The organism is bacterium, from assembly GCA_030685015.1.
Classification (GTDB): Bacteria; CAIWAD01; CAIWAD01; order CAIWAD01; family CAIWAD01; genus CAIWAD01.
This window is the reverse complement of the sequence record JAUXWS010000071.1, coordinates 1-21,820: the sequence shown is the minus strand read 5'-3', so window position 1 is coordinate 21,820 and position 21,820 is coordinate 1. Positions and strand designations below refer to the sequence as shown.

The following is a 21,820-nucleotide window of genomic DNA, read 5'->3' as shown; positions in this document are numbered from 1 at the left end:
GTTCTTCACGTAGTCCGCGTGGCCCGGACAGTCCACGTGCGCGTAGTGCCGCGCGTCCGTCTGGTACTCCACGTGCGCCGTCGCGATCGTGATGCCGCGCTCGCGCTCCTCGGGAGCGTTGTCGATGGAGTCGAAGCTGCGGAACTCCGCCTGCCCCTTCTTCGCCAGCGCCTGCGTGATCGCCGCCGTCAGCGTCGTCTTGCCATGGTCCACGTGACCGATCGTGCCCACGTTCACGTGCGGCTTGGTACGCTCGAATTTTGCCTTGGCCATTGCGTCACTCCGCGTTTGACATCAACCCGCTCACGCCGTCCGACAAAAAAAAACCACCGAACGGCGGATCCCATGCTGTCGCAACCCGAAGCTCACGACCGGATTCGAACCGGTGACCTCATCCTTACCAAGGATGCGCTCTACCTACTGAGCTACGCGAGCAGGATCAAAGTGTGGAAGCGGGAGACGAGGCTCGAACTCGCTACCCTCAGCTTGGAAGGCTGATGCTCTACCAAATGAGCTACTCCCGCACGCTGGCAAACCGCAGGGCCTTGGGCGGCGCGCCGCCTGTTCCGCCCGCCAAGCCGCCGACCAAATGGTAGGGGTAGGGTTCGAACCTACGTAGGCATTCGCCGGCAGATTTACAGTCTGCTCCCTTTAACCACTCGGGCACCCTACCAGCATTTCAAGAAACGACTGACTGACAAGGGTTTCTTGCCATCCCCGCTGCATCCGCACATGGATCCCTGGCACAGGAAACGGCGAAGAACGTTGAATATAGCGTTCGTGCTCAGATTGTCAAGAAGAAATGAAAGCGCCACCCCATAATTTCCCGCTGTGGCAGAGGCCGGATCGCTATTCAGATTCTCTTCGCGACCCGCCTGCCATTCAAGTGACGGCAATGGAGACGACCCCCGGAGCCACGCGCTTGCGGAAGCGCAGGGTCTTGCCCTCCAGCCAAGGCGTCACCCGCTCATGGGCCAGGGCCAGCTCCAGCACCTGATCGTCGGCCATGTCCGCCGGTACGGCCAGCGTGGCACGCACCTTGCCGTTGACCTGCACGGCCACCTCCAGGCTGGCCGCCTGGCAGAACTCCTCATTCCAGGTGGGCCAGGCCTCATAAGCAAGGGTGCCGCCATGGCCCAGCCGCGCCCACAGCTCCTCGGCCAGGTGGGGCGCAAAGGGTGAGAGCAGCAGGACGTAGGTCTCGGCCAGGGAGCGCGGGAGGACGTCCTGCTTCATGATCTCGTTCTGTAACTCCATCAGGCGCGCGATGCAGGTGTTGAACTTCAGACCCTCCAGATCCAGACTGACCGCCCGGATGGTGCGGTGGAGCAGGGCAAGCTGGTCGGGGCCGGCTTCTCCGGCTGCCAGGCGGGGCGACAACCCGCCGTCGCTCCCGATGAAGAAACTCCAGACCCGGCGCAGGAAGTTGTAACAACCGCGGATGCCCTCCTCCGTCCAGGGCTTGTCCCGGTCGAGGGGACCCATGAACATCTCGTAGAGCCGCATGGCGTCCGCTCCATAGCGGGCGACCATGTCATCCGGGTTGACCACGTTGAGGCGCGACTTGCTCATTTTCTCGATCTGCGCCTCGGCCGGCTGGCCCGTGGCAATGACGCGCCAGCCCCGGCCGTCACGCTCCACCTCGCTGCGCTTGAGATACTTGCCACGGCCGTCCCGATAGCTTTCCGCCAGGATCATGCCCTGGTTGAATAGCTTGCGAAAGGGCTCGCGCGTGTGCACTTGACCCAGATCATACAGCACCTTGTGCCAGAAGCGGGCGTAGAGCAGGTGCAGCACCGCATGTTCGGCGCCCCCCACGTAGAGGTCCACGGGCATCCAGTAGCGCTCGGCCTCTTCCGACCAGGCTCGCTCCTGGTTGCGCGGATCGCAAAAGCGCAGATAATACCAGCAGGATCCGGCCCACTGGGGCATGGTGTTGGTCTCACGCAGGAGGACCTCGCCTGTCTCCGGATCGGTCACGCGGCACCAGTCGCCGGCGCGGGCCAGGGGCGGCCGCCCGTCCTCCGTCGGCTTGAAGTTGTCCAACACGGGCAGCTGCACGGGAAGGTCCACTTCGCGAACGGCCCGGACCGTGCCGTCGGCGGCCTGCAGGAGCGGAAAAGGCTCGCCCCAGTAGCGCTGGCGGCTGAAGAGCCAATCGCGCAGCTTGTAGTTGACCATCCCCCGGCCGCGGCCCTGCTCCTCCAGCCAGGCCGTGATGCGACGCTTCGCTTCCGGCACTTTCAGTCCGTCCAACAGGCCGGAGTTGACCAGGACGCCTTCCTCGTTGTCGGTGAAGGCGCCGGTCGTCACATCGCCGCCGGACACCACCTCGGCGATGGGCAGGCCGAAGGCGCGGGCAAAGTCCCAGTCGCGCTGGTCATGGCCGGGCACGGCCATGATGGCGCCGCTGCCGTAGCCGCCCAGCACGTAATCCGCCACCCAGATGGGCAAGCGTCGGCCGTCCACCGGGTTGAGGGCGTGGGCGCCCGTGAAGACGCCGCTCTTCTCGCGGGAGGTGTCGGCCCGATCCACATCGCTGCGGGCCTGGGCCGCCTTGACGTAGGCCTCCACCGTTGCGCGCTGGTCGGCTGTGCAGATGCGGTCCACCAGTGGATGCTCGGGCGCCAGCACGCAGTAGGTGGCCCCGAAGAGCGTGTCCGGGCGCGTGGTGAAGACCGTGAACTCGGCCGGCTGGTCGGCCACGGCGAAGACCACTTCAGCGCCCTCGCTGCGCCCGATCCACTCCCGCTGCATGGTCTTGATGCCCTCGGGCCAGTCCACCTCCTCCAGATCCTGCAGCAGCCGCTCCGCATACTCGGTGATGCGCAGCATCCACTGGCGCATGCGGCGCTTCTCGACCGGATCCCCCGTCTCCACGTAGCGCCCGTCCTTGACCTCCTCGTTGGCGAGCACGGTGCCCAGGGCCGGGCACCAGTTGACCGCCACCTCGGCGGGGTAGGCCAAGCCCTTGTTGAAGAGCTGGAGGAAGATCCACTGGGTCCAGCGCACGTAGTCGGGGTCGGTCGTGGCCAGCTCCCGATCCCAGTCGTAACTGAGGCCCAGGCTCTGGATCTGCCGCTTGAAGTTGGCACAGTTGCGCGCCGTGATGTCGGCGGGGTGCTGGCCCGTGCGCTCGGCATGACGCTCGGCGGGCAGGCCGAAGGCGTCCCAACCCATGGGATGCAGCACATTGAAGCCCTGCATGCGCTTCCAGCGGGCCAGGATGTCGGTGGCCGTGTAGCCCTCCGGGTGGCCCACGTGCAGCCCGTCTCCCGAGGGATAGGGGAACATGTCGAGGACGTAATACTTGGGCCGGGCGGGGTCGACCTCGCTCTTGAAGGTTCTGTGCTCCAGCCAATGGGCCTGCCAGCGGGCCTCGATGGCGGCGGGCTCGTAGGTCGACATGGGGCCTCCGCAACCAGATATGCGAAATCCGCTGGGTCGCGTGCTGGTCGCTGCCCGGCGGATTTCACAGGTGGATATCGGGGCGACTGGATTCGAACCAGCGACCTCTCGGTCCCGAACCGAGCGCTCTACCGGACTGAGCCACGCCCCGGACTTTTTGGCAAGCGGATAAGATAGAGTGCCCGCCGACGAGAGTCAATTTATTGAGGGCCTGAACATGGTGTCCCGCCCGGCCGGGAGAGAAGGCGCCCCGCCGCGGATGCGACGGGGCGCCAAAAATCCGAGGGTGCGGCCCAGGCTATTCCGCGACGGAACAGAGGCCGTTGTAGCCCACCACTTTGTAGAAGAAGCGGCCGGTCGGAACCAGGGGATCCGACCAGGTGGTGGTCTCCTTGGGCAGGTTCGCCACCGGGGTTCCCGGAGTGAAGTAGCCGTCCGCGCTGCGGTAGACCAGGTAGCCGTCCACCGGGCCGGGGGAATTCCAGCTCAGGACGTAGTTGCTGCCCACGCGGGCGCCGTCCAGCTCGATGGTGAAGGGGATCTCGGACTCGACGCCCCAGTCCACCTGCAGCCACATGTTGAGGTCGCCGTTCCAGGGCGTGGCGATGTTGGTCTCGTAGTCGTAGCGGTAGGTATGACCAACCCAGTAGGGGCCGCCGTTATCCGCGGAGAGGCCCACCACGCCGGTGACGTTGTGGGTGTTGGTGCGCACGCCCACCCACACCGGCTGGTCCATGCAGCGCAGGTGCGGAATGGTGCCCACGTAGCGGATCAGGTAGTTGGGGTAGACGTCCTCGGGGCCCGTGACCGTGGTCGTGTACTCGCCCAGCAGGGCGCCCGGCGTGTCGTCGTTGGGGCCGGCGGCGTGCACCACGATGTTCACCTGGTCGCCCGCCACGAGGCTGTAGAGACGGGCGAAGAGGAACTGGGCCGTCCAGGGCTCGCTGATGGGATCGTAGCGGACCAGGGCACCGTCCTCCCCGTCGTTCTGGGAAAGGGTCCAGGCCGAAGAGGTGCTGTAGTCGTACCGGAGGAAGCCGATGTTGGGTTCGAAGACGGACACCGGCACCGTCAGGGTGTCATTGGCGCGGTTGGCGTCGCTGGCCAGCGTGGTGTAGACTTTCACCGTGTAGTTCTCGGCCGTGGCCGGCGTCCATTTCCAGGTGGCTGGTGCGGCCGAGGTCTGCTCCACGCGGATGCTGGTGAGTGGATCGATGGTGGCCGCCGTGTTGTTCATGAAAGAGTGGGCCTTCACCACGGCGTTGGTCGTGGCGTTGTAGACGGTCCAGGAGGCGCGCACGTTGGTCTGCTGGGCGGCTCCCTCGTTGGAAATCTCGCCCTTGGGATACTGGGTCACGCCCACGTTGCGCGGATAGTTGATCCAGAACTTCTTCATGGCCAGGTCGTTGGTCGGCACGTTGGCCGTCGTCACCTCCACGTTGTCCACCCAGAGGCCGGTGCCCTGGCCGCCATCGTTGTCGCCGTCCGTGCGGATGCGATAGCGCAGCTTGACCTGGGTGCCGGTGGAACGGGTGAAGCGCAGGCCGCCGTTGAACACGTCGCTGTTCGTGTAGGTGTAGTACTGGTTCTGCCAGTCCGGACGCGAAGCGCCTGTGTAGTCGTAGGTCAGGGTCGTCCAGGTGCTGCCGTCGGCTGTCCACTCGATGTAGAAGTAGTCCTCAAGGAAGCCGTCGTTGTTGCCGTCGCTGTCTGGCAGGTCGCAACGAATGTCCTGCACCACCTCGATGATGGAGGGCGGGGTGTAGGTGATCCAGGGACTAACCACGTAGCAGCCCAGGTTGACGCCATTGGTGCAACGCCACTCCTGTCCGGTGTGGGCCCATTCGTTGCCGTAGACATAGTAGCCGTGGACGGGAGCGCCGCCCGTGTTGTTGACGCCGTCGTCGGCCCACAGGGTGCCGGCCGCCGCCACCACGATGTTGTCCACCCACATGCCGGTCATGGCCGGGTTGTCCGTGTAGTCATAGGCCGGGTCGGCGCACATGACGAAGCGCAGGCGCACGTCGCTCTGGCCCACGAAGGAGTTGAGGCTGAAGCTGGCGTTGGCCCAGTTCGCGGCCGTGCCGCCCCACTGCGGGATGTTGGGCCCCATGCCGAACTCCACGCCGAAGGCGTAGGAGCTGCTGGCCGTGTAGGCCGGGGTGCCGCTGATCACGTTCCAGGTGGCGCCGCCGTTGGTGGAGGCCCACACGTTGCAGCCGTCCCAGCCGTTGTAGCCCACCGGTTCGCCGCCCGGGGCTTCCGTGGCGTAGTACAGGGCGAAGCTGAGCGTGGGGTTGACGGCCCCCGCCAGATTGATGGCCGGCGTCTGCAGATAGACGAAGCTGCTGTTAAGGTAGCCGCCCACGCCGGCGTTGGCGCTCCACCAGGTGTTCGTGTAAGTGCCGCCGTGTCCCACCGGCTCCACATGCCAGGTATCCTCCTGGCGGCCGGTGCCAAAGCTGTTCCAGCCCTGGGTGTCGCCGTTGAAATCATAGGAGACGTCGCGGTCCACACGCTCGGACACGCCCGTGTCCAGATTCGTGACGGTCACCGGAATGACCCTTCCCGCAGCGGCCTGGGGATGGACCACCGGCGGCGTGACGACGGCCGCACCGGCCACGCCCGCCACCAGCAGGGTCAACAGGAGTTGCTTGCTCATCGGGTACCCTTTCAATAATTGACGCGATAGGATGGCTTTCTGTAGGACCCGTTGCGTGACAGCAATCGGGAATGATGGCACTGCAAAGAATGGACCAGCCAGCCTTGGTTGCTATATGCATATCTCACAACAGCTTAACAACCTGCTGCACAGAGATTGGAGCAGGCCGGACGCCGGATTTCGAACAGGGCTGACACTGAGATATTCGGATATCGTTGACAGGACTCGGTGTAAACCGGCATGGACGGGCGACCCGGCCAATCCGTCAGAATTTCTGCCTGGCTGTGGTTTCATCAGGTGCGGCGATGTTCCCCTCGACCAGCGTGGTCGGTCCGGTCAGACGCGTCCCGATGAAGAGGGTGGAGACGCCAAGACTCAGTTCACGGCAATGGGCGTCGGCCAGCCCTGCTTCGCGCATCCAGGCCAGGAACTGCTCCCGTGGAGGGAATTGCTCCACCGAGGCCGGCAGGTAGGAGTAGGCCATGGCATCCCCGGAGACGAGGCGGCCAATGACGGGCAGCAGCAGCCGGAAGTAGAGGCCGAAGAGGCGCCGTAGCAGGGGATGGGGTATGCCGGCCAGTTCGAGGATGGCCAGGCGGCCGCCCGCTTTGAGGACTCGTCCGCACTCGAGCAGAGCCTGGCGCTTGTCCGGGAAGTTGCGGATGCCGTAGCCGATGGCCAACCCGTCCAGACTGGCGTCGGCCAGGGGCAGGCGTTCTCCGTCGCCCCGCAGCAGGCATACCCGCTCCGTCAGACCACGGCGCCGCGCCTTCTCCCCCATGCGCTCCAGCATGCGCGGCGCCAAATCCAGGGCCAGCACGCGGCAGTCAGGCTGGCGGGCCAGGATGGTGAAGGCATAATCGCCTGTTCCCGCGGCCAGGTCCAGATAAAGACCGCCGGCCTTCACCTCCAGGGCGCGCACGGCGTGACGCCGCCAGAGCAGATCGGTGCCGCCGCTTAGCAGATGGTTGAGCAGGTCGTAGCGCGCCGCGATGCGGTCGAACATGGCGCCCACGCCGGCTTTGCGGCGGGCGCCGGTCTCACGGGACAGGCGGTCGGCCTCCGTGCCCTCGGCGGATCGGTCGGCCATCAACCCAGCCGGCGCCGGGCCTCGGCCTTGAGCCGGTCGTCCCGGTGGTCTGTCTTCGGCAATTGGACGGCCTTGGTGAAGGCTTCGCGCGCCTCGGCCGGGCGGCCCATCACCGACAGCGTCTCGCCCAGCTCGAACCAGGCGAAGACCCAGCCCGGCTCCAGGGCGACGGCCTGGCGCAGGTGGGCCAGGGCCAGCTCGTCGCCCCCCTCGGGCAGCTTGCCGAAGAGGGTCTCGGCCAGCTTGCGCTTCACCCAGCTCAGGTGGGCCATTTCGCGGTAGTAGCGCCCAATCAGGCCGTGCGCCCGGCTATTGCCGGGGTCCAGCTCCAGGGCCCTGAGCGCCGCCTTCTCCACATCCTGGGACAGTTGGACGGCCTCACGGCTGCCGGCGAAGAGGGCGCGCCGGCCCAGGGCCAAGGCCCGGTAGTAGTGGGCCATGCTCTGTCCCGGGTGGCGGGCGGCCAGTTCCTTGCTCTGCGCCAGGGCTTTCGTGAACCAGGCTTCAGCCTCCTCGTCGCGCCCGGCGTCCTGGGCCTGCTCGCCCAGATCCACCTGGGCCCGCACCAGACGCCACATGCCATCATAAGCGCTCGGCGCCGCGGCCAGGGCCTGGACGGCCAGGGCCTGGGACTGCTCGAGGTCGTAGCGGGCGCAGGCGTCGTCGCACCGGGCGATCAAGGCCGCCGCATCAGTGGCCTGGCCGCGCACCGGCCAAGCCGCCAGCAGGACAAACAGCGTCAAAAACCATTGTGCTCTCATCATCTCCTCCCAGTCAAGGACGTCGCGTGGACGATGTTCCGTCACCGCAGGTCGCGGGCGGGCCGGCCGGATCCGCCCCTCAGTTGATCCGGTGAAGCGTGCAGCCGCCGGTCGGCTGGTAGGCCTTCAGGAAGCGGTCGCGAATCGTGTGCGGGCAGAAAGGCCCCGCCAGTTCGTATGAATCGGCGCAGATGTCCAGCTCGACGATGCTCGCCGGCCGCTCGAAGGGCAGCTCCGGCAGCTGGAGGCGGAGATAGCTCTCACGCATGAACTGCGCCCAGACGGGCAGGGCGGCCTGGCCGCCGGCCATGCCCGACCCCAGGCTGAAGCGCGGGTCGTCGTGGCCCAGCCAGACGCCGCAGGCCAACAGGGGTGTGTAGCCCACGAACCAGGCATCCGTGTAGGCGTTGGTCGTCCCCGTCTTGCCTGCCGCCGGGGCGCGGAAGTTGTGACGCCAGCGCGCCGAGGATCCCGTCCCCTCGTCCATCACCGTGCCTAGCATGTCCGTCATCAGGGCGGCGGTGGCGCCGGAAAGCGCCTCGCGGCTGGCCGGGCGGTGCCGCCAGACCACATGGCCCTGCCTGTCCCGCAGCTCCAGCACGGAAAAGGGTGTGTGGTGGATGCCGCCATTGGCCAGGCAGGAGTAGGCGGAGACCAGCTCGAGCGGGCGCACGCCGCTCGCTCCCAACGCCATGGCCAGATCGGTGTGGATGGGCGTGCTGATGCCCATTTGCCGCGCGTAGCGGACGACCAGATCAGGCGGCACCACGTCCATGAGCAGGCGCACGGCCACCAAGTTGTAGCTCTCCTTGAGGCCGTTGCGCAGGGTGGTCATGCCACCGAACTTGCCGTCGTAGTTCTGGGGCGACCACAGCTTGCCCGTGCCGTCCTCCACCGAGAGCGGTCCATTGGAGATGCGGAAGGTGGGCGGATAGCCGTTGTCGATGGCGGCGGTGTAGACAAAAGGCTTGAAGGCGCTCCCTGGCTGCCGCACGGCCTGCACGACCCGGTTGTAGCGGCTCCGCTCGAAATCCCGGCCACCCACCAGTGCCCGGATGGCGCCCGATCCAGGCTCCAGGGCGACCAAGGCGGCCTGCACCAACAGCAGGCTGTCGAGCAGGACCTGGTGGGCGGGATCACGTCGCAGGGCGCGCAGCCGGTCCTCGCTCCAGCCGGGATGCTCGGTGCGGGCCCAGGCCAGCCAGTCGCGGCGCAGGAAGCTGGCCATGGAAATGGAATCCAGGCGGGCCACGCCCGCGGCGCAGGCCTCCTCCGCCGCCTGCTGCATGTCCAGGTCGAGGGTGGAGCGGATCTCCAGCCCGTCCCGGTAGATGTCCACCCCCAGGCGCTCCTGCATGTCCTCCAGCTGCAGACGCACGTACTCCATGAAGTAGGGGGCGCGCCCCGCCAGCGACCGGTCGCCGGTCGCCACCCCCAGGGGACGGGCCAGGGCCTCGGCCAGCTGGTCGTCGCGCAGGACCTCGTGGCGGCGCATCAGGTGGAGGATGGTGTTGCGGCGGGCCAGGGCCTGCTCCGGGCGATGGTAGGGCGAGTAGCGGCGCGGCGCCTTGAGCAGACCGATGAGGAGGGCGGACTGGGCGGCGTCCAGCTGGCGCGCGTCCGTGTTGAAGAAACGTTGCGCGGCCTGCTGGATGCCATAGGCGCCATGGCCGAAGTAGGCCTGGGTGAGATACATCTCAAGGATCTCGTCCTTGGAGTAGTGGCGCTCGATCTGGATGGCGGTCAGGACCTCGCGCAACTTGCGCGTCAACCGCTTCTCGCGGGTCAGGTAGAGGTTGCGCGCCAGCTGCTGGGAGATGGTGGAGGCCCCCTGCGCATAGCTCAGGGTCGCCAGGTCCACCGCGGCGGCGGTGCCCACCCGCACCAGGTCCACGCCCCAATGCGATCGGAAGCGGCGGTCCTCGGTGGCCACCAGCGCCTCCACCAGCCAGGGCGAGATCTCCTCCAGCGGCACCTGATCCCGCTTCTCCAGGAAGTACTGACCGATGAGGCGGCCCTTCTGGTCCAGCAATCGACTGGAGAGGAGGGGCCGGTAGCGTTCCAGGTTCTCGACAGAGGGCAGGCCCTGCCACAGCCACCACAGGCCGGCGCCGCCCAGGCTGGCCATGAGCGACAGCAGGGCGAGCAGGAAGAAGGCCAGGGGGTGGCGGGCGATCAGCCCCGGGCGGTCCTCCCTTCGCGGCGTCGGCAGGCGTGGCGGCATCAGGCGTCCGGGAGGATGCGTTTGGCCACCCAGCGCAGCTGGTCCATCCCGAAGGCGGCGTCCTCGGCCTCCTCCGGTCGTTTGGCCGCCTGGGCGATGAAGGCGGCCAGCGCGCGCTCCAGCCGTTCACGGCCGGTGCCAATCCCGGCCGCCGTCTCGGCAAGGCCCAGGTAGCCCTCGTTCAACAGCAGCATGTAGACGGAGTCGGCCGTCGCCGCCTCGTCGCGTCCCTCGGCGCGCGCCAGGGCGCGGCCCCGCTCGACGGCCCGGGAGAAGCTGGCCATGGCCTCTTTGGGTCGGCCCAGAGACAGCTCGTGCATGCCGCGCGCCCACCAGGCGAGGGCGAAGGGAAAATCCCCCTTGTCCAGCTGTTCGCGCCAGGCCAGGCAGTCCAGCGCGGCTTGGAGGCCGGCCTCGAGGTGGCGACGCTCCCGCGGGGCCTCGTCGCCGGGCCAGCATTCGGCCAAGTCGGCCGCCAGGTTGTAGGACCAGATGTTGGCCTGGTCGGTCAGCCGCTCGGCCTGCCCCGACTGCCCGGCGCGGTGGCGCTCTGCCAGGGTGATCGCATCGGCCATGGCGGCGTGATACAACTCGATCAAGGCGTCGAAGGAGCGGCCGGACCAGGGCTGCTGGCCGGCGCCCTGCAGCAGGACCGTCCAGCCCTCGATCCACGCGGAGTCCTCTCCGCTGCGCACCAGGTCCATGGCGGCGGCGGGACCGCCCTGCTCCAGCTCACGCCTCAGGTCGTCCCAGGTGATGCTCATGCCAGGCTCTCCTCGACGGCATCCACCGCCAGATGGGGATGCAGGTAATGGAAGGCCAACTCCGCACCGTCCCAGGTGGCGTGGCCGCGGGCCGGACTCATGAAGGGAGGCAGGGTGACCACCAGCGTTTGCCGCCAATGGAAGCGGCCGGCCGCATGGACGTGGCCCATGACCATGAGGCCGTCATCCTCCCGCAGCACCTCCGGCAATGCCCGGCGCAGGTAGGCGCACAAGTCCTCCCCGCTCCAGGTGCGCTGCCGGTCGCCGCCGCCCATGTGGTCGGCCAGGCGCATGCCCAGGTCGGGGTGCAGCCAGCGGAAGGCGGCCTGTGCCCAGCGGCTGCGGAAGACCCTCCGCATGAGCCGGTAGCCACGCTCGCGGGGGTCCAGCCCGTCGCCGTGATGCAGCAGGGCGCGGGTCCCCAGCAGGTCGCGCCGCTCCCCGTCGCCGGGCAGGTGCAGGCCGACATGGCTTTCCAGCAGGCCGGTCAGGTGGAAGTCGTGGTTGCCCGGCAGGAGCGTGACGGGCAGGCCTCCCCGCGTCGTCTGGCGCAGCGCCTCCAGCCAGGGCAGGTGGCGGCTGGGCACCACTTCCCGCCACTGGAACCAGAAGTCGAAGAGGTCGCCCAGCACGACCAGCTCCGAACCCTCGCTCCGGGCCCGCTCCAGCAAGGCGTGGAAATCCGCCAGGCGGGGGGCCTCGTCCCCGTCGTCGCGGATTCCGGCATGGATGTCGCTCACCAGAAAAACCGGCTTCATGAAGGAAGTTCGGAAACCGCGGGAAGTGTCTGATCGATGGACAGGTGTCGGACCAAGGGTCGGACACCCTGGCAGAAGTTGCCCATGGCGATGCCTGCCTGCGCCACAGGCGAAGCTGCCGTCGCCGGCCTCCCCATCGCCCCAGGTTCGCGGGCGACACGCGGTGCGGACGGTCGTTGGCGGCGGGTGGGTGGAGGCCGGCTGGTGTCCACGTCCCGGATCAGGTGTCCGACCCATGGTCGGACACCACGGCAAAGTTTTCCTGCGCCAGTGGACAAGCCAGGCAGGCTGTCAGGCCGGGGGGACAGGCCGCAAGGAGAAGCCCCCCGCCCCGTCACAGGCGAGGCGCAGATGCTGTCCGCCTTGAATCCCTCCCGAGATGAAGAGCTGGGCGGCCCGATCCACCACCTCTTTCTGGATAAGGCGCTTGACGGGCCGCGCCCCGTAGACGGGGTCGAAGCCCAGCTCGGCCAGGCGCTCAAGCGCTGCCGGCTCCGCCTCCAGCTCTACCTTGTGCGGAGCCAGCCGGGCACGGACCCGGTCCAGCTGCAGGTCCACGATGCGGGCCTGGGTCGCGCGGTCCAGCGACCGGAAGACAACCACGTCGTCGATGCGGTTGAGGAACTCCGGCTTGAGGGTGGCGCGCAGCAGCTCCAGCACCTCCTCCTCCAGCTCCATGCCGGCCAGCAGGGGATCGGCGCCGGGCTGTCCGCGCAGGCGCTCGGCCATGCGCTGCCCGCCCAGGTTGGAGGTCATGATGAGGACGCAGTTGGTGCCCCGCACAAGACGGCCCCTGGCATCGGTGAGGCGCCCGTCGTCGAGCAGCTGGAGCAGGACGTTGAGCACGTCCGGATGGGCCTTCTCGATCTCGTCGAAGAGCAGCACGGAGAAGGGGTGGCGGCGCAGGGCCTCCGCGAGCTGGCCGCCCTCCTCGTGGCCCACGTAGCCGGGCGGGGCGCCGATGAGCCGGCTCACCGAGTGCTTCTCCATGTACTCGCTCATGTCGAATCGCAACAAGGCCCGCTCGTCGTCGAAGAGTTCCTCGGCCAGGGCCTTGGCCAGTTCCGTCTTGCCCACGCCCGTCGAGCCCAGGAAGAGAAAGCTCCCCAGCGGGCGGTTGGGATCGGCCAGTCCGCTGCGGCTGCGGCGGATGGCGGCGGCCACCGCCTCCAGGGCGCGATCCTGGCCCACCACCCGGCGGCGCAGGCGGTCCTCGAGATGCAAGAGCTTGTCGCGCTCGCTCTCCACCAGCCGCGTGACGGGGATGCCCGTCCAGCGCGACACCACCTCGGCGATGTCCTCCGCCCCCACCTCCTCCTTGAGCAGGCCATGCTCCCGGCGCGCCTCATCCAGGGCGCGCTCGCGCTCCGCCTTCTCCCCAGCCAGCTGGCGCAGGGTGCCGTGGGTGAGGCGGGCCGCGAGGTCGTAGTCGCCGCGACGCTCGGCCTCCTCCAGCTCGAGGCGCGTCTTCTCGATGCGCTCCTTGACGTCGCTCAACTGCTGGATGTGGGATTTCTCCCGCTGCCACTGGTCGCGCAGGGCGGCGGCCACGCTCTTCTGGTCGACCAGTTCCCGCTCGGCGGCCACCAGACGTTCCTGGCTCTCATTGTCATCCTCCAGCCGCAGGGCGCGGGACTCGATCTCCAGCTGGCGGACACGCCGCTCCGTCTCGTCCAGCTCCTCGGGCAGCGAGTCGATCTGGACGCGCAACCGGCTGGCCGCCTCGTCCATCAGGTCGATGGCCTTGTCCGGCAGGAAGCGGTCGGCGATGTAGCGGCCGGACAGCTCCACGGCCGCCACCAGGGCGGCGTCCTTGATGCGGATGCCGTGATGCAGCTCGTAGCGCTCCTTGAGTCCGCGCAGGATGCTGATCGTGCTCTCGGCGTCTGGCTCCGCCACCATGACCGGTTGGAAACGGCGCTCGAGGGCGGCGTCCTTCTCGATGTGCTTGCGGTACTCGGCCGTGGTAGTGGCGCCGATGCAGCGCAGCTCACCGCGGGCCAGCATCGGCTTGAGCAAGTTGGCGGCGTCCATGGAGCCCTCGGCGGCCCCCGCTCCCACCACCGTGTGCAGCTCGTCGATGAAAAGGATGCTGCGTCCCTCCGAGCGGGCCACTTCCTTCAACACCGCCTTGAGGCGCTCCTCAAACTCGCCGCGGAACTTGGCGCCGGCCACCAGCGCGCCCAGGTCGAGGGCGAGCAGGCGCTTGTCCTTCATGCTCTCGGGGACGTCGCCGTCCTTGATGCGCAGGGCGATGCCCTCGACGATGGCCGTCTTGCCCACACCCGGATCCCCGATGAGGACGGGGTTGTTCTTGGTGCGACGGGAGAGGACCTGGATGACGCGGCGGATCTCCTCGTCGCGCCCGATGATGGGATCGAGGCGGCCTTTCTCCGCTTGCTCGACCAGGTCCACGGCGTACTTGGAGAGGGCCTGGTAGCGGGATTCGGCGTCGGGATCGCTCACCGTCTGGTGGCCGCGGATCTCCTTGAGCAGGCGGAGCAGGGTCTCGGCGTCCAGACCATGGGCGCGCAGCCAGCCGGCGCCGTCTTCCGCCCGGGTGCGCGCCGACTCCTCCAGCGCGGCCAGGAGGATGTGCTCGGTCGCCACGTACTCGTCACCCAGGCGGTCGGCTTGATTCTTGGCCTCCCCCAGCAGGCGGGTGAGGAGCCGCGAGAGGTAGACTTGCCCGGCCCCTTCCACCTTGGGCAGGCGGGCCACACGCTCGTCGAAGGCGGCCAGCGCCTCGGGGAGGGAAAGACCCAGCTTCCTGAGAGCGGTGGCGAGGACGCTCTGCGGGTCGCCCGCCAGGATGCGCAACAGATGATTCGTCTCCACCTGCTGGTGGCCCAGGGTGGCGGCCAGCCCGGCCGCCTGTTCCAGGCTCTGCTGCGTGCGGTGCGTCAAGCGGTCCATGGACAACATGGGCTCTCCTTGTCAGGGCTCCGCCAGGTTGGCAGGCCACTCCTGCCATTCCCTGCCAGCGCGGGCGGCAGGGTTCCGCTCCGGCCATTGGCGGAAGCAATCGGCCTGGAAGAAGCAAGGACCGGGCCAGGAGCGGCCGTCAGGCGATGCCGCTCTCCGCCGCCAGGTGGCGCGGATCGAGCAGGTCCAGCAGCCGCTCCCGCGCCTCGCCCCAGCCCTCGGGCGCGGGGGGCGCCGTGCAGGCGTCGAGCAGGCGGCCGCCCAGTTCCGGATCCGCACCAGGCTCGGAACCGCCCCACTCGGCCCGCAGCGAGGCGCCCAGGATCCGGGCGGCCACCCGCTGGACGGCCTCCCGGGGACGCAGGGTCAGCAGGGGGTCCGCCGCCCACAGCTCCGCTTCATCCGAACGGGCCGGCAGCGCCAGCCATTGCTCGCGCAGGACCAGCCACAGCTCCCCGGCCTCGGTCAGGGAGAGGTCCGGGGCCTGGATCAGCCACTCCAGGCGTAGCAGGTCCTCCCCCAGCGCCAGCAGGGCGCGGCGTTGCCACCAAGCTCCGGCGGCGGGATGCCGCTGTTCCAGCAAACGCTCCGTCCAGTCCGGGGAACCCGGCAAGCGGGCCAGCATGGCGCCGAAGGTTTCGCCCAACAGGGCCTCCAGGGGGAAGGCCGGTCCCTCCTCCTCGTCCGCCCGCCGCGCGAGCACGGCGCCGGCCCGGCAGCCCAGAGTCCGCCCCAGCGCCGTCAGGGCGGTGCAGGCGCACCGCCAGTCAGGCGACACATGCAAGAGCACGACCGGCCAGTATCCCGCCGGCCCCTCCACCATCTCCTCCAGGGCGGCGGGAAGCCAGGGAACACGCGTGACCCAGCGAGCCAGCGCTTCCTCAATCTCCAGGCCCAGCAAATCAGCGCTGTCGCGCAGCAGCTCGAGCGGGTCGCGTTCCTGCAGCGCTTGCAGGAAGGCGGGCTCGCCCAGGCCGGCGCGTCCTGCCGTCCCGGCCGGGTAGAGGGCGCCCAGGGCGGCCGTGTCCAGCTGGTCGGCCGCTCGTCCCAGGCCGGAGGCCGTCTCCGCCAGCACCTCGCCGGCCGCCCGCCGGATCCCGGCTCCCAACGTGGAGGACAAGAGGTCCAGCCAGACCCTCACGGCGCCGGGAGACAGGCCCAGGCGCTGGCCCTGCTCCTCGGGCAGCGAGGGATAGCCCGCCGCCTGCGCCGCCATCGATTCCAGCCGCAGCCACTCCAAAGCCTCGGCGGCTCCGGCACGGACCGGGGCGCACAAGGCCACCCAGGCCACCTGGCGTTCCTCCCCCAACCGCGCCCGGGCCAGCACCTGCTCCAGATCGCGCCGGTCCATGGGGCGGCCCCCGGCCGGTGCCGGCCGCTCCAGCCAACGGGATTCCAGACCCGTGAGCAGGCGGTCCTGCCGCTGGCGGAGTGCGGGCTCGCCATGACAGGCCGCCAGTTCCATGAAGAGGGCCTGCACCTGCTGGTCCAGGCCTTCGTCATCCATGGATCCCAGCGCGGCCTCCTGCACCTGGAGGAAGAGAGCTTGATCGGCCTGGGTCCGCCAACGGGCCTGGCGGGCGGCCACCATCGCCTCGCCATCCGCCCGCCCGCCCAGGAAGTCCAGCCGGATTCTCTCCCAGGCCGTCAACAACTCCCGCTGCGCCATGGCATGGGCGCGAACCAGATGGCGGGCTTCATCGATGAACATCCTTCTCCTCCTTGCCGCCCTTGCACCTCCGCTGCGCACACTCAAGGTAGGGCTCGCCCCGGCGGCCCGCTTGCGGGGGCGGCACGCGGGCGGCACATTGACGGTGGCGGAGGCCGGCGATGGACGGCCCGGCCCGGATCATGGAGGCGCGTGATGGATTGGCTGAACCTGCTTTCCCCCTGGCAGCTGGGCTTGCTCGTCTTCCTCCTGCGCATCATCGACGTGTCCATGGGAACGGTGCGCACCCTGGCCGTGGTGGCGGGCCACATCCGCATCTCGGTGGTGCTGGGCTTCTTCGAAGTGCTGATCTGGGTCTTCGCCATCAGCCAGGTCATCCAGACGGCCTCGCACAATCCGTTCATCCTGCTCATGTACGCGGGAGGTTTCGCCTCGGGCAACGCCGTGGGCATCCTGGTGGAGCGGCGCTTGGCCATGGGTCGGCGAGTCCTGCGCATCATCTCCGCCGAGGGAGGGGAGATCGCCCGTCAACTGCGCGAAGCCGGACAGCCCGTCACCGTCTTCCGGGGCGAGGGGCGGGACGGGGAGCGCCTGCTCCTCTACTTCCTCTGCGAGCGCAAGGACGTGGCACGCTGGGTGGAGCTGGGCCGCCGGATCGATCCCAAGCTCTTCTTTGTGGTGGAACCAGCCTTCGAAAGCAGTACAATGCAGCCCCTGCCGCTACCCAGCGCGACCGGGTGGCGGGCCTGGATGAAAAAGAAATAGTGACCGACGCTCGCCTCCACGCACCAGTTGAGGAAACAAGCATGAAGGCATTCAGACCTCCCCTGCCGTTGATGGAACAAGCTGGTCCGGTGCTCCTCCTCCTGTTCATCGCGCTGCTCCTAGTCCCAAGTGCCCGCGCGGCCGAGCAGGCCGCCCCACGCACGATGGACGAGAAGCTCGACACCCTGCTTGTCCAGCAGCAGGAGCTGCTCAAGGGGCAGGAGCAACTGAAGCGCGAGATCCTGCAGATCGATCCCTTCCCCGACGGCGCCTTTGCCATCGCCGTCAACGTGCCTCTGGCCCTGGCCAGCACGGCGGGCGACACGCGCATGTACAGCGGATCCCTGATCTGGTTCCCTCCGCGCTCGCGGCTGGAGGTGGTGATGCCCATCTGGCATCGCAGTGTCAATGACGACACTGATTTTCGTGCCACGCTGGTGGACCTGCAACTGCGCAGTTATCTCAGCCGCCGTCGCTCGGGATTCTACTGGGTGGCGGGCATGCGCCAGGCTTGGCTGAGCGGGCGGACGAGTAACAATCCCTTCGACTGGGAGCTGGACGATGGCGAGCGGCTCACCGTGGACAAGGTGGGTGTATACGGGGGTTTCGGATTCCGCGCCCGTTCATCGCGGCTCTATTGGAACTGCAACCTGCTCCTGGGCCGCTACTTCGGGGGCGAGGACGTGGACCTGCGCAACGACGGCCTGCTGGGCGAGGACTACCTGCTCGACGTGGAGCTGTTCAAGTTCGGCATCATCTTCTGATCATGGCGCCAGGGCGCGCCCCAGGCGCCGGGCGGCCTGGATGAGCGGGTCGGCCAGCGGTCCGAAGGGCGGGCTGTAGGCCAGGTCCAGGCCGGCCAGATCCTCCGCCGTGCCCCCCGACTGCAGCAGGGCGGCCAGCACATTGATGCGCTGGGCGCCGCCCCCCCCTTCCGACAGGATGGCGCCTCCGCGCAGGAGGCCGTCGGCCGCCGCTTCCAGCCATACTTCGAGACGCCCGGAGCCGGGCATGGCATGGCCCAGGGTGCGGGCGGCGGCGTGGGCACGCCGCAACGCGGCGGAAGCGGCCGGCATGTTGGAGCGTGGCCCGGTCAGACCGCCCAGACCGAGCAGGCCGCGTACGATTTCCTCCCTGGACGGCTCCGGCGCCACCGGGTCCGGCTCTTCCCGCAACCACAGACGGCCGCAGCGGGCCAACTCCAATCCGAAACAACGCACGATCATGGTCTGTGGTCCTGGCGCCAGGCGACGGTGATCGCCTGGGCCGGCGGCCGCGTTCCAGCCGGCCACGCGGCCGCCGGCCACCGCCTCGCGGGCCTGCGGATTCCAGACGAAGCCGCTTTCGCCGTGTAGCGGCGGAACCACGGGCGATCTCGTGACACAATCGCCGGCCGCCCACACCCGCGCATGGCCCGTGCGCATCGTCTCGTCCACGGGCAGGGCGCCCCCATCGTCCAGCAGCCCGCTTCCCTGCAGGAAACCCGTTGCGGGCCGTTGGCCCGCGGCATTGATCAACAACTGCGCCCGGATCCGCCTCGCCCCGCCGCTTTCGGACCGCAGGTCCAACAGCAGATGCGGCGGCAAGCCGTCCACGATCCGGCCGGCGATCAGCTGTCCACCCAACGCAAGCTCGACGCCATGCCGCTCCAGTTCGTCGCGGGCCGCCAACCGGATGGGTCGGGGAAAGGGGTTGAGCGGCAGGTCAAGGGGATCGACGAGGACCACATCCAGCCCCAGCGTGCGCAACGCCTCGCACAGCTCCACACCCACCAGTCCGGCCCCCGCCACCACGGCCGTGGCCGGCGGGTGGCACAAGGCCTTCAGCCGGCGCAGGTCGTCCAGGGAGCGGAATTGATGAATGGCCGTCTCCGGCAGTCCGGGCAGGGCCAGGGCGCGGCCTTGCGCCCCGCTGGCGACCACCAGGCGGTCCCAGGTCAGCTCCTGCTCCCCGCCTGCCTCACGCCTCTCCACCCGCAGGATGCCCCGCTCCAGATCCACGTGACGGACGCGATGGCCCAGCGCCACCTGGATGCCCGCCTCCCGGAAAGCGGCCAGCGGACGGACCTGGAGATCCTCCGCGGCACGGGCGGGATCGGCCAGGTTGTAGGGCATGCCACAGGCGCCGAAGGAGACCGCGGACTCCGCCGCCAGGACAAGGATGTCGAGGGCGGCGTGACGGCGGCGCGCCGCCAGGGCGGCGGCCAACCCGGCCGCATTGCCACCGATGATCACCAGTCGCTCGGCCATGGTCTCCTTCCAGGACCGGGCTCCGGACTTCCCGGAGGCCGCGCCGGCCAATGTAGGTAAGCGGTCCTGGTGCGATATTGAAGCGCGGCGCGGGAGGTCCGGCCAGCACAGTCCCTCGGAATCCGGGAGTCTCCCATGACGGAGCTGGACCCGCTCCCCCCCGACTTCGATCCCTCCTACCTCAGCACCGTCGACGAGTTGTATCACGACCAGTGGGCCGCCCGCAAGTTGTTGCGCATCCGCTGGCTCCAGCGATCCATCGAGGGATTCTGGCCGCAGGGGCATCCCGCCCGCCTGATCCACGTGGCGGGCACCAATGGCAAGGGTACCGTCTGCCGCATGCTCGAGGCCGCTCTCCATCCGGCGGGTGGCGCCGGTGCCATGACCAATCCGCACCTCTTCGACTTCATCGAACGCTGCACCATCGGCGGCCGGCCCCTGCCGAGGAGGGAGTGGGCCCGCCTGTGGCGCACGGTGGTGCGTCCCCATTCCCTCGATCGTGGCGAGCCGGATCCCGACCGCTGCCTGAGCTTTGCCGAGGCCGGCATCCTGCTTGCCCTCCACGCTTTTACCGAGGCCGGCTTGCGCTGGGGTCTGGTCGAGACAGGAGTGGGCGGGCGCTACGCCCCCTCCATGGCCATCACGCCCGTCTGTTGTGTGCTGACCAACGTGGGACGCGACCACCCGGAGACCCTGGGTCATTGCGTGTGGCAACGGGCCCTGGAGAAGGCGGGGATCGCCCGCGCGGGGGTTCCGCTGGTGACGGCGGCCACCGGCGAAGGGTTGGCGGTGGTGCGCCGCGTGGCCGAAGAGGAGAAGTCGCCCCTCCATCTGGTCGGACCGCGGCAGGAGGAGGAGACGCGGGCTCTGGCGGACAGCCTGGGCGTCGCCGGAACACGGCCACCCCATGGCTGGCTCAATCTGGCCCTGGCCGCCACCGTCATCAGGATAGTGGCGCCGGAGCTGGATCCCGCGGCCGCCCTGGCAAGCATGCTGGACGTCGCTCCGCTTCCCGGTCGCTTCTGGCAGGCCGGTCCGCACCTGCTGGCCGACGTGGCCCACAATCCGGACAAGTTGGCCGCCTTGGCCGCCGAGTTGGAGCTGCGCCATCCCGGGCGGCCCCTCCTCCTGGTCTTCGGCGCCAGCCGCAACCGTCCCTTGGCCCCCATGCTGGCGCCGCTGGTCCATCGAACAGCTTGCGTCATTTTCACAAGCGCCTCCTATGCCGGCCGCGATCCGGAGCAACTGGCCGCGGAGTGCCGTGACGCCTATCCCGCATTGGCGACGGAGGTGGTGCCCGACCCGCGGAAGGCCCTGGCCCGGGCCGAGGCACGGCGGGGCCACCGGGATTTGGTGGTGATCACCGGCAGCGCCTACACGATCGATCAGGCCCTCAACCCGGACCCGCTGATGAAGCGTCTCAATGCGGAGTACGGCCGTCGGGGCGGTGAGCTATCAAAATCCTGACCCCTTAACCGGAGGATCCATGTCCGCCTTCAACCAATTGGTTGCCAATACACTGCCCTACTTCCCCAAGCGCCTGGTCGGCCATTTGTCCCGGCACTACATCAGCGGCGAGCAATTGGACGACGCCGTGCGCGTCGGCCGGGAGCTGATGGCGGAAGGCTGCTGCCTGACTCTTGACGTGTTGGGGGAGCACATCCTGCGCCCGGAGGAGGCGACGGCCTATGCCGACCTCTACCTGCAGGTGCTGGACCGCATCGCCGCGGAAGGGCTGGACGCCAATGTCAGCGTCAAGCCGACCCAGATGGGCATGGCCCTCGATCTGGAACTGTGCCGGGCCAACTGCCGGCGCATCCTGGCCCGGGCCTCCCAGCACGGGAACTTCGTGCGCATCGACATGGAGGACACGCCCTGGACCACCGCCACGCTCGATCTCCACGATGAGCTGCAGCGGGACTTTCCCGGCCATGTGGGGGTGGTGATCCAGGCCTACCTGCGGCGGACGATGGATGACATCCAGGGCCGCCTCATCCCGGCGCGCACCCACCTGCGCCTCTGCAAGGGCATCTACAAGGAGCCGGCCCACCTCGCCCTCCACGGCCACCAGGAGATCCGCGACAACTACCTGCGCTGTCTGAAGGCCCTGTTGGAGGCGGGCAACTACGTCGGCATCGCCACCCACGACCAGTTCCTGGTGGATGGCGCCATGCGCATCATCGCAGACCTGGGCCTGCCGCGCGATCGTTACGAGTTTCAGATGCTGCTGGGTGTCCTGCCGGCCCTCCGTCGCCGCATCGTGGCCCAGGGCCACAAGTTGCGGGTCTATGTGCCTTTCGGCGAGGCCTGGTTCGCCTACAGCACCCGGCGGCTCAAGGAGAACCCCGACCTCGTCATGCATTTCATCCGGGATTTCTTCCGCCGCCATTGAACTTTCCAGAGCGTGTGTCGCCCCCGGTTCTTTGGACACGGTTTTAGACATCAGGCGACCTGCCTGACGGTGGCGGCTTGACGGGCCTCGAAGGGAGTCAGATAGCCCAGCTTTTCGAGCCGCCAATGGGCATTGTAGCGATCGACGAAGTCG

Annotated in this window: 15 protein-coding genes and 4 tRNA genes; 4 read left to right on the top strand and 15 right to left on the bottom strand. The window is 68.4% G+C overall.

What is annotated here, in order from left to right:
- The 14 genes from Q8O14_10565 to Q8O14_10500 all read right to left on the bottom strand — a co-directional run.
- Positions 1-273, bottom strand: a 273-nt coding sequence (locus Q8O14_10565; GenBank protein ID MDP2361177.1) for a GTP-binding protein, incomplete at its 3' end; no start/stop codon positions are given.
- Between the two features lie 89 nt (positions 274-362).
- Positions 363-435 (bottom strand) — tRNA-Thr (locus tag Q8O14_10560).
- Positions 436-451: 16 nt separating this feature from the next.
- Positions 452-524, bottom strand: a tRNA-Gly gene (locus Q8O14_10555).
- A gap of 66 nt (positions 525-590) precedes the next feature.
- Positions 591-673: transfer RNA gene (locus Q8O14_10550), tRNA-Tyr, on the bottom strand.
- 209 nt (positions 674-882) lie between these two features.
- Positions 883-3,408 carry a leucine--tRNA ligase gene (leuS, locus tag Q8O14_10545; GenBank protein ID MDP2361176.1) on the bottom strand — a complete coding sequence of 842 codons (2,526 nt, stop codon included), beginning with the start codon at positions 3,406-3,408 and terminating at the stop codon, positions 883-885.
- 77 nt (positions 3,409-3,485) lie between these two features.
- A tRNA-Pro gene (locus Q8O14_10540) sits at positions 3,486-3,559 on the bottom strand.
- Between the two features lie 147 nt (positions 3,560-3,706).
- Entirely contained in the window at positions 3,707-6,070 is a 2,364-nt protein-coding gene (locus tag Q8O14_10535; GenBank protein ID MDP2361175.1) for a hypothetical protein, read from the bottom strand.
- Between the two features lie 265 nt (positions 6,071-6,335).
- Positions 6,336-7,160 carry a ubiquinone/menaquinone biosynthesis methyltransferase gene (locus Q8O14_10530; GenBank protein MDP2361174.1) on the bottom strand — a complete coding sequence of 275 codons (825 nt, stop codon included), beginning with the start codon at positions 7,158-7,160 and terminating at the stop codon, positions 6,336-6,338.
- A complete protein-coding gene (locus Q8O14_10525) occupies positions 7,160-7,924 on the bottom strand; it encodes a hypothetical protein (protein ID MDP2361173.1) in 765 nt (254 codons plus the stop codon). Before Q8O14_10525 ends, Q8O14_10530 begins: the two co-directional genes overlap by 1 nt.
- Before the next feature lie 76 nt (positions 7,925-8,000).
- A complete protein-coding gene (locus Q8O14_10520) occupies positions 8,001-10,145 on the bottom strand; it encodes a PBP1A family penicillin-binding protein (GenBank protein MDP2361172.1) in 2,145 nt (714 codons plus the stop codon).
- The gene (locus Q8O14_10515) at positions 10,145-10,909 is read right to left on the bottom strand and encodes a hypothetical protein (GenBank protein ID MDP2361171.1); all 765 of its coding nucleotides are present in this window, start codon (positions 10,907-10,909) and stop codon (positions 10,145-10,147) included. Before Q8O14_10515 ends, Q8O14_10520 begins: the two co-directional genes overlap by 1 nt.
- Complete coding sequence (locus Q8O14_10510; protein ID MDP2361170.1) at positions 10,906-11,667, bottom strand: UDP-2,3-diacylglucosamine diphosphatase; 762 nt, start codon at positions 11,665-11,667, stop codon at positions 10,906-10,908. Before Q8O14_10510 ends, Q8O14_10515 begins: the two co-directional genes overlap by 4 nt.
- Positions 11,668-11,958: 291 nt before the next feature.
- Positions 11,959-14,592 (bottom strand): AAA family ATPase, encoded by a 2,634-nt coding sequence (locus Q8O14_10505; protein ID MDP2361169.1) that lies wholly within the window; start codon positions 14,590-14,592, stop codon positions 11,959-11,961.
- A gap of 139 nt (positions 14,593-14,731) precedes the next feature.
- On the bottom strand, positions 14,732-16,303 hold the full coding sequence (locus tag Q8O14_10500) for a hypothetical protein (GenBank protein ID MDP2361168.1): 1,572 nt from the start codon (positions 16,301-16,303) through the stop codon (positions 14,732-14,734).
- Between the two features lie 153 nt (positions 16,304-16,456).
- On the opposite strand from Q8O14_10500, the gene Q8O14_10495 reads away from it, so the two are divergent.
- Entirely contained in the window at positions 16,457-17,026 is a 570-nt protein-coding gene (locus Q8O14_10495) for a DUF5698 domain-containing protein (GenBank protein MDP2361167.1), read from the top strand.
- Positions 17,027-17,067: 41 nt separating this feature from the next.
- Positions 17,068-17,790 carry a hypothetical protein gene (locus Q8O14_10490; GenBank protein MDP2361166.1) on the top strand — a complete coding sequence of 241 codons (723 nt, stop codon included), beginning with the start codon at positions 17,068-17,070 and terminating at the stop codon, positions 17,788-17,790.
- Here Q8O14_10490 and Q8O14_10485 read toward each other — a convergent pair whose 3' ends face one another.
- A complete protein-coding gene (locus Q8O14_10485) occupies positions 17,791-19,275 on the bottom strand; it encodes an FAD-dependent oxidoreductase (protein MDP2361165.1) in 1,485 nt (494 codons plus the stop codon).
- Positions 19,276-19,410: 135 nt separating this feature from the next.
- On the opposite strand from Q8O14_10485, the gene Q8O14_10480 reads away from it, so the two are divergent.
- Together Q8O14_10480 and Q8O14_10475 are read left to right on the top strand one after the other, a co-directional pair.
- A complete protein-coding gene (locus Q8O14_10480) occupies positions 19,411-20,742 on the top strand; it encodes a hypothetical protein (GenBank protein ID MDP2361164.1) in 1,332 nt (443 codons plus the stop codon).
- A 19-nt stretch (positions 20,743-20,761) separates the two neighbouring features.
- Positions 20,762-21,667: a proline dehydrogenase family protein gene (locus Q8O14_10475; protein ID MDP2361163.1), complete on the top strand. Its 906-nt coding sequence runs from the start codon at positions 20,762-20,764 to the stop codon at positions 21,665-21,667.
- Positions 21,668-21,820 lie beyond the last annotated feature (153 nt).

Excerpts from the sequence above, each read along its gene's own strand:
- leuS (MDP2361176.1), bottom strand. The coding sequence starts at position 3,408 with ATGTCGACCTACGAGCCCGCCGCCATCGAGGCCCGCTGGCAGGCCCAT.
- Q8O14_10535 (MDP2361175.1), bottom strand. The coding sequence starts at position 6,070 with ATGAGCAAGCAACTCCTGTTGACCCTGCTGGTGGCGGGCGTGGCCGGT.
- Q8O14_10530 (MDP2361174.1), bottom strand. The coding sequence starts at position 7,160 with ATGGCCGACCGATCCGCCGAGGGCACGGAGGCCGACCGCCTGTCCCGT.
- Q8O14_10525 (MDP2361173.1), bottom strand. The coding sequence starts at position 7,924 with ATGATGAGAGCACAATGGTTTTTGACGCTGTTTGTCCTGCTGGCGGCT.
- Q8O14_10520 (MDP2361172.1), bottom strand. The coding sequence starts at position 10,145 with ATGCCGCCACGCCTGCCGACGCCGCGAAGGGAGGACCGCCCGGGGCTG.
- Q8O14_10515 (MDP2361171.1), bottom strand. The coding sequence starts at position 10,909 with ATGAGCATCACCTGGGACGACCTGAGGCGTGAGCTGGAGCAGGGCGGT.
- Q8O14_10510 (MDP2361170.1), bottom strand. The coding sequence starts at position 11,667 with ATGAAGCCGGTTTTTCTGGTGAGCGACATCCATGCCGGAATCCGCGAC.
- Q8O14_10505 (MDP2361169.1), bottom strand. The coding sequence starts at position 14,592 with ATGTTGTCCATGGACCGCTTGACGCACCGCACGCAGCAGAGCCTGGAA.
- Q8O14_10500 (MDP2361168.1), bottom strand. The coding sequence starts at position 16,303 with ATGTTCATCGATGAAGCCCGCCATCTGGTTCGCGCCCATGCCATGGCG.
- Q8O14_10495 (MDP2361167.1), top strand. The coding sequence starts at position 16,457 with ATGGATTGGCTGAACCTGCTTTCCCCCTGGCAGCTGGGCTTGCTCGTC.
- Q8O14_10490 (MDP2361166.1), top strand. The coding sequence starts at position 17,068 with ATGAAGGCATTCAGACCTCCCCTGCCGTTGATGGAACAAGCTGGTCCG.
- Q8O14_10485 (MDP2361165.1), bottom strand. The coding sequence starts at position 19,275 with ATGGCCGAGCGACTGGTGATCATCGGTGGCAATGCGGCCGGGTTGGCC.
- Q8O14_10480 (MDP2361164.1), top strand. The coding sequence starts at position 19,411 with ATGACGGAGCTGGACCCGCTCCCCCCCGACTTCGATCCCTCCTACCTC.
- Q8O14_10475 (MDP2361163.1), top strand. The coding sequence starts at position 20,762 with ATGTCCGCCTTCAACCAATTGGTTGCCAATACACTGCCCTACTTCCCC.